At 62.0% G+C, this 6,513-nt stretch carries 7 protein-coding genes; 1 reads left to right on the top strand and 6 read right to left on the bottom strand.

Going from position 1 to position 6,513, the window contains the following annotated elements:
• Positions 1-579 precede the first annotated feature (579 nt).
• The 4 genes from OVA24_RS21330 to OVA24_RS21315 form a co-directional block, all read right to left on the bottom strand.
• Complete coding sequence (locus OVA24_RS21330) at positions 580-1,275, bottom strand: putative quinol monooxygenase (protein ID WP_267672259.1); 696 nt, start codon at positions 1,273-1,275, stop codon at positions 580-582.
• Positions 1,276-1,346: 71 nt separating this feature from the next.
• Positions 1,347-2,726, bottom strand: a complete 1,380-nt coding sequence (gene miaB / locus OVA24_RS21325) for a tRNA (N6-isopentenyl adenosine(37)-C2)-methylthiotransferase MiaB (RefSeq protein WP_267672257.1) — start codon at positions 2,724-2,726, stop codon at positions 1,347-1,349.
• Between the two features lie 56 nt (positions 2,727-2,782).
• Positions 2,783-3,283, bottom strand: a complete 501-nt coding sequence (locus OVA24_RS21320) for a hypothetical protein (protein WP_267672256.1) — start codon at positions 3,281-3,283, stop codon at positions 2,783-2,785.
• Positions 3,284-3,385: 102 nt separating this feature from the next.
• Positions 3,386-4,480 carry an alpha-hydroxy acid oxidase gene (locus tag OVA24_RS21315; protein ID WP_267672255.1) on the bottom strand — a complete coding sequence of 365 codons (1,095 nt, stop codon included), beginning with the start codon at positions 4,478-4,480 and terminating at the stop codon, positions 3,386-3,388.
• Between the two features lie 235 nt (positions 4,481-4,715).
• Between OVA24_RS21315 and OVA24_RS21310 the strand changes: the two genes are divergently transcribed.
• A complete protein-coding gene (locus tag OVA24_RS21310; protein WP_267672254.1) occupies positions 4,716-5,165 on the top strand; it encodes a DUF2383 domain-containing protein in 450 nt (149 codons plus the stop codon).
• 48 nt (positions 5,166-5,213) lie between these two features.
• On the opposite strand, the gene OVA24_RS21305 is transcribed toward OVA24_RS21310, so the two are convergent.
• Positions 5,214-5,624 carry a hypothetical protein gene (locus OVA24_RS21305; protein ID WP_267672253.1) on the bottom strand — a complete coding sequence of 137 codons (411 nt, stop codon included), beginning with the start codon at positions 5,622-5,624 and terminating at the stop codon, positions 5,214-5,216.
• 76 nt (positions 5,625-5,700) lie between these two features.
• On the bottom strand, positions 5,701-6,453 hold the full coding sequence (locus tag OVA24_RS21300; protein WP_267672252.1) for a 7-carboxy-7-deazaguanine synthase QueE: 753 nt from the start codon (positions 6,451-6,453) through the stop codon (positions 5,701-5,703).
• Between the last annotated feature and the right edge of the window lie 60 nt (positions 6,454-6,513).

Genomic DNA, 6,513 nt, shown 5'->3' with positions numbered 1-6,513 from the left:
AAACGAAAGTTCCGGAAAGCACCGGCCACAGGCGGAACGACCGGATAACCTCGGGCGGGCAAATCATCTATCTCCACCCGGAAACTGCAAGTGATCCGGATTCGCCGGCTGCAAGCAGGTGGAAATCACCGCCCGGCGGGGAACAACCGGATGGATCATCGAATCATTTCATGGCATAGAGTTGGAAATCCGCGAACCGACCCACCTGCCGGTATCATGTTGTGGCCGGGTGCGAGAATTCGGCGGCAGATGGAGGTCAACCTTAGACGCACTACGCCCCAAGCGCGAAAATCTACAAGCGTCCATCCAGAACGAAGGGGACAAGTAGCGATAGCACCACCCGAACCCATCGGTCTGCCTCTCATGGAGGGGTTCCGAGGAACTTCATTCGCGTGCCTCCCCAAGGGTACAAAAAGAAAACGGCCCGGATGATCATCTGCGAGGAAAAACCCATTAACCTCGAAGCATCTCAGCCGGACCGTCTTGTCTTGCGACAGCGGAACCATGACGGAAACCGGGGCGCTTGGCGATTGGAAATGCTGGTTGCGATTCCAACCGGGAGACATCCACCGCCGGAAATCACTTCACCGAGAGATCTTTCCCAAAATGGCGCACGCGGTTCTCAACTAGGGCTTCGAAGTGCTTGTAGAATGCGGCGACGTAGGGGGTGGAAAGATGCTTCGCGTAGTCGGCTGGGCTTGCCCAGCGTTCGAACAGAACGAACTTTCCCGCAGGATCGGTGGTGCGGTACAGTTCGAACGCAAGATTCCCGTCCGCTTTTCTTGCGCCCTCGATGACCTTGTCGAATTCACTGAGGAACTCCTCCTTGAGCTGCTCTTCCGGTTGAAAGACCACGATCACATTCTGGCTGCCGGAGAGATCGCCGTCAGGGGCTTTGGCGGTCGTCGTCGCGCGGTAGGGCGCCATCTTGATGACTTCCTTCGGGGCGGTTTCGCCCTCGTCCCGGACCTTCCAGGAGGCTTTGACGTAGGGTTGTTTGAGGTGGTCATCCAGCGCAGCCTGATCCTTCCAGACTTCGAATTGGTGGAAGACGCCCGGAGATGCGGTGTCCTGATAGAAGTCGAAGCGCGGGCTGGACGGTTCCTTGCGGGTCTCCTCCACGTTCTTTTGCACGGCCACGATGTAGCGTTCGTGGATCTCCGGCTTCAGGGAAACCTTGACCCACAGGGCGAGTTCCTCCGCTGGGAGTTGGGACGTCAGGGATGCCAGGATGGCTCCCAGCAGGGCGGCGCGTGACTTCAGTCCGGTCATCATGGGGCCACTATCCTCCATCGCGCGGATTTTTCAACCTGCGGTCAACGGGCTGCCGAAGGGGGGCTTGCCGCTCAGACGCCCACCACGTCACCATAGAGGGTGAAGCCGGTGGAGGCGTGGATCTTCACGTCCACCATCTCACCGGTGAGGCGCTCGGCGTTGCCGTCGAAGATGACGATCTTGTTCTGGAAGGTGCGACCGGAGAGCTTTGCGGCGTTGTTCTTCGACGGGCCTTCGCAGAAGACCTGCTGGATGGTGCCCACCAGCGCCTCGTGTTTCTCCTTGCAGATGCGGTCAACCACGGCGAGCAGCCGCTTGTTGCGGTCACCCTTGTCCTCCTCGGAAAGCTGGCCGTCCATCTCCGCGGCGGGAGTGTTGCGCCGCTTCGAGTAGCGGAAAACGAAAGCGTTGTCGAACTGCAGGCGCTCGACGGTATCCACCGTCGCTTGGAAATCCTCTTCCGTTTCACCCGGGAAGCCGACGATGATGTCCGTGGTGATGGCGAGGCCGGGCCTGGCGGCCTTCATCTTTTCGCAGATCTCGATGAACTTTTCGTTCTTATACGGACGGCGCATCAACTTGAGGATGCGGTCCGAGCCACTCTGCATCGGGAAATGGATATGGGAGGCCAGCTTCGGCAGGTAGGTGAAGGCAGCGACGAGATCGTCGCGGTAGCCGATGGGGTGCGGGGAGGTGAAGCGGATACGCTCGATGCCTTCCACTTCATGGACAGCTTCCAGGAGTTGCACGAACGGGGATTTTCCATCCACCTTCGGGAACTCGGTGCGGCCATAGAGGTTCACGATCTGGCCGAGAAGGGTGATCTCCTTCACGCCCTGCGCGGCGAGGTTGCGGACCTCCTCCACGATCTCCGCGATGGGGCGTCCGCGCTCCTTGCCCCGCGTATCAGGGACGATGCAGAAGGAGCAGCGCATGTTGCAGCCCTGCATGATGGAGACAAACGCGGCGGCGTTCTTCGCCTTCGGAAGGTGGTCGCGGATGGTGTTCTGGGAGCCTTCCTCATCGGCGATGTCGCAGACGCTGGCGCCCTGCAGCGAGAGGGAAGGGTCATCCATGCGGGCCTCCAGCCGGCGGCGCAGGATGGTGTCCACATACTCGAAGACTTTGTGGTACTTCTGCGTGCCCACCACCACGTCCAGACGTGGGATGGTCTGGAAAAGCTCATCCCCTCGGGACTGGGCCATGCAGCCCATGAAGCCGTAGACCACGTGCGGGCGCTTCTCCCGCAGGTTGCTCATGGTCATGCCCATCTTGCCTAGCGCCTTCTGCTCCGCCTGGTCACGGACGGAGCAGGTGTTCACCAGGATGACGTCGGCATCGTATTCGTCGGAGGTGACCACGTAGCCACCCTCGGTGAACATGCGCGCGACTTGCTCCGAGTCGCGCTCGTTCATCTGGCAACCGTAGGTCTTTACGTAAACCTTGGGCATGATTTCAAAGAGGGAGCATTGGAAACCGGGCGTCCGACACCGGACGTCGGAGTCGTTCAGGCGAGCTTCAGGCGCTCGTCGGATTCCAGTTTCGCGGTCAGTTCAGGCCAGCCGCCGGGAACCTGCAGGTTGAAGCAGCGGAGATAAACCGTGAGCATCTTCGGGTCGAAGATGTCGACCAGCTTGTTGATGGTGTTGGTCAGACGCTCTTCATCGAGCTTCTTCGGCAGGTCGCCGACGACGGAACCTTTGCCGTCGTGCGGGATGCCCAGGCCATCGCAGAACATCGCGAGAAGCGACTGCTGCGCCGACATGAGGTAGGCCTGCAGGAGGTGTTCGCCGATGGTGTCACAGGCGTTCAGCTTGAGGGTCTTCAGGATCCACGCGTATTGTTCCGGGAGGGTCTTCTTCTGGATGAAGACTGGGCGGAGCTTCCGGTTGGCGGCCAGGGTGGCGACGGCGGACTTATAGACATTCCGGTCGTTGGCACGGAACCAATCGAGGATTTCGGTGACAATGGCGGGATCGACTGCGGAGTAAAGTTCGTGCGCTTTCACGTTGACGGGGAAAAATGGAGGACGGCGAGTGAACGCGCTCCGGAGGCCCGTGGCAAGGCCGGAAACCGCAACCCGTTGAGGTGAAATTCCCGGCGGCGGATGTCATTTTTCCGGCCACAGGGAGGCTGGCGTGATCTCCGCCAGCGAGCGTGTCCCGGTGAGGGCCATCGTGACCTCCAGCTCCGTCCGCAGGATCCTGAGTACGTGGGCCACGCCGATGGCACCAGCCGCGGCGAGTCCGTGCAGATATGGCCGCCCGATCATGACGGCGGAGGCTCCCAGGGCGATTGCCTTGAAAACGTCCGTTCCCCGGCGGATGCCCCCGTCGAGGACGATCGGGATGCGTTTTCCGATGCGCTCCGCCACCCGGGGCAGCGCCTCGATGCCGGCAGGCAGGGTGTCCAGCGTCCTGCCTCCGTGGTTCGAAACGATGATGCCGGCAACCCCTTGTTCCAGGGCGATGATGGCGTCCTGGGGATCCAGGATGCCCTTGACGAAGACAGGCAGTTTCGTCCGGGCCTGGAGCCATGCCAGATCCTTCCAGGTTGGGGCGGAATCCATCAGCTCGCTGCCGAACACCTTCGTGGCGGGAGGGGTGGGATTCATGCCGCGGAGGTTCACCGGCTCGATCCCCGGGGGGATGCGGAAACCGGCGCGCTGCTCCCGGTTGCGGAGACCGCTGAGCGGCGCGTCCGCCGTGACAACGAGGGCCTCATATCCGGCCACCTCCGCCCTGCGGACCAGGTCGGCGGTGAACTCCCGGTCCTGTTGGATGTAGAGCTGGAACCAGAGCGGGGTCTGGGAGCCGCGGGCGATGTCCTCCAGGGAGGTGCTGGCCTGCGTGCTGACCACCATGGCCGCCTGCATCGCGGCCGCACCCAGCACGGTGGCCAGTTCCCCTTCCGGGTGGAACAGGTGGTGGGAGGCGGTGGGGGCGAGGAAGATGGGGTGCTCATAGCTCCTCCCCGCCAGATGAAGGCGGGTGTTCGCCCCTTCGAAGTCGCGGAACAGCCGGGGTGAAAGGCGGATGCGCTCGAAGGCGCTGCGGTTCTCCCGCAGGGTGGACTCATCCCCGGCGCCGCCGGAGAGATAGGCCCAGACGGAGGCTTCCAGCCGCTCGTAGGCGAGCACCTCGTAGTCCTCTACGGAGACAATGTCCGGCGGGATGGAGGAAAGAGGAGGAAGGGGCGTGGGCATGGCTGGGACGGTCCGGAAATTCGTTGGAGAGCATGCCACGGACCAGACCCCTCGCCGATGCAAAATTTCAGGGGCGCTGCCTCCGGAGTTTCATGCACGTTGCATCCGGTTCATGCGGAATAACTTCGGAGGGCATCCGGCAATGCTTGTGTTTCCAAGGAAATCCCACCGGGTACGCGCCGTGCGACGTCGGTGGAAGGACTTTTCAAGCTCCGAACCCCAACCACCTACCACCATGAAAACCACCGAATCGAACGAATCCTGCATCCGGGTCTGCAACAGCCTGCTCCGCGGTGAGCTTTCTGCCGTCGAGACCTACTCGCTTGCCATCAACCACTACGCCGGAAAGCCCGCTGTCGCGGAACTGCAGAAGATCCGGACGGAACATGCCCTCTCCGCAGCCCGCCTTTCGCAGAACGTGCGGGAGATGGGTGGCACCCCGGAGGAGGAGTCAGGTGCTTGGGGTGTTTTCGCGAAGGTGGTCCAGGGAACCGCCAATCTGTTCGGCGAGGACTCCGCCCTGGAATCCCTCAAGAAGGGCGAGGAAAAAGGCCGTTCCGACTATGAGGCGGCGCTGGAAGGGGAAGAAATGATGCCTTCACACAAGGAGGCGGTCCGCAGCGAATTGCTCCCCCGGATCAACCACCACATTGCGGCGCTCGACCGTCTTGAAAAGCTGGCCTGACAAGGTCCGGTCTGCCTCACCGCCAGTCCGCCCGGGCTGGCGGAGGGTTCAGAACCCGATGAGATCTCCCAGTTCCTGGTCGCTGAAGGCATCCAGATGATCCGCCGCAGCCAGCAGGGCCTCGGTTTCCGCGAGGTCCTGAAGGTCATCGTAGGGGTCCGCTTGAACTGGAGTTTCCACCGTAGCGAGGGGGGAATCTCCGGGCACGGGGCCGGAAGAGGGCTGGGAAAGGAACAGGATCCCGATGGCCACCGCAGCCGCTGCGACGGCAAATCCACCAATGGGGGCCGGGGCGAACAGGCGCTTCCACCATGGCTCAGGGGCAAGTTCCTGTCTGGCCATCCGCACGAGATCATCTACGAACGAGTCGCCCGCTTTCAACGGTTCGGCCTTGTCGAGGAGGTTCCAGACGGCGTCGGACTCCCAGGAATCGTCGGGCGGAGGAGTGGAATGGTTCATGGTCGGCTTGGGGATTACACAGGGAAAACCCGGAGCGCAGGACAAAGTTGCTCGCTTCTTCACGAAAAATTAAGGTTCAGACCCCGCGCTTGTCACCCCAGATCCGGACGTGCAGGCGGTCGCAGAACCGGAAGCGGCGGTCCCGGCAGATTTCCGCCAACCATTCGGAAGACCGGTCCAGTTCGGCAGGGGTGCGACCTTCCGGCATCAGCAGGATCCGCTTCCTGGGCAGGCCATGCTCCAGGATGAGGTATTCGATTTCCTCCAGGTCCGCCGGAGTGGCCACCACGAACTTGAACCAGGCATTCGGGTGGCGGGTGAAAAACGCCAGCGCCGCCGGATTGATGCGCGTCTTTTCCAGCATGCCGGCATTTCCCAGCTTTGGCGAGATGTTGAACTGGTTCACCGCCGCGGCGAACTCCGGGGTGGGGATGCGCGTGCCATTCGTCTCCACCTCGAACTGGTGCTGCGGGTCCTCGGCGCGAATGTGGGCGATGACTTTCAGGAAATCCTCCTGCTGCAGCAGCGGCTCCCCGCCGGTGATGACCGTCCGGTCGCAGTCGTAAGCCAGGATGCGCTCCGCCGCCTCTGCAGGGTCGATCTCGAAGGTGGCCTCCTCCTTCACGTGCTTTTTGTAGCCGGGGATGCTGTCCTTTTCATGAGCCCACGGCGTTCCTTCGAAGTTCCACGTGTGGTCCGTGTCGCACCAGAAGCAGCGGAGATTGCAGCGGGAGGCGCGGATGAAGACCGCGGGCGCGCCCGTGCTGATCCCCTCACCCTGGATGGTGTGGAAGATCTCGGGACCGCCATTGAGCTTCGCCAGCTTCACGGCGGCAGTCTAGGCCCGCTGAGGAATGAGTCGACTGAAACCCGCAGCTCACTAGGTTTT

The sequence above is a fragment of the Luteolibacter sp. SL250 genome (assembly GCF_026625605.1).
In the GTDB taxonomy this organism is placed as follows: domain Bacteria; phylum Verrucomicrobiota; class Verrucomicrobiia; order Verrucomicrobiales; family Akkermansiaceae; genus Luteolibacter.
Note: the sequence above shows the minus strand (reverse complement) of the source record. Positions and strands in the feature narration are given on the sequence as shown.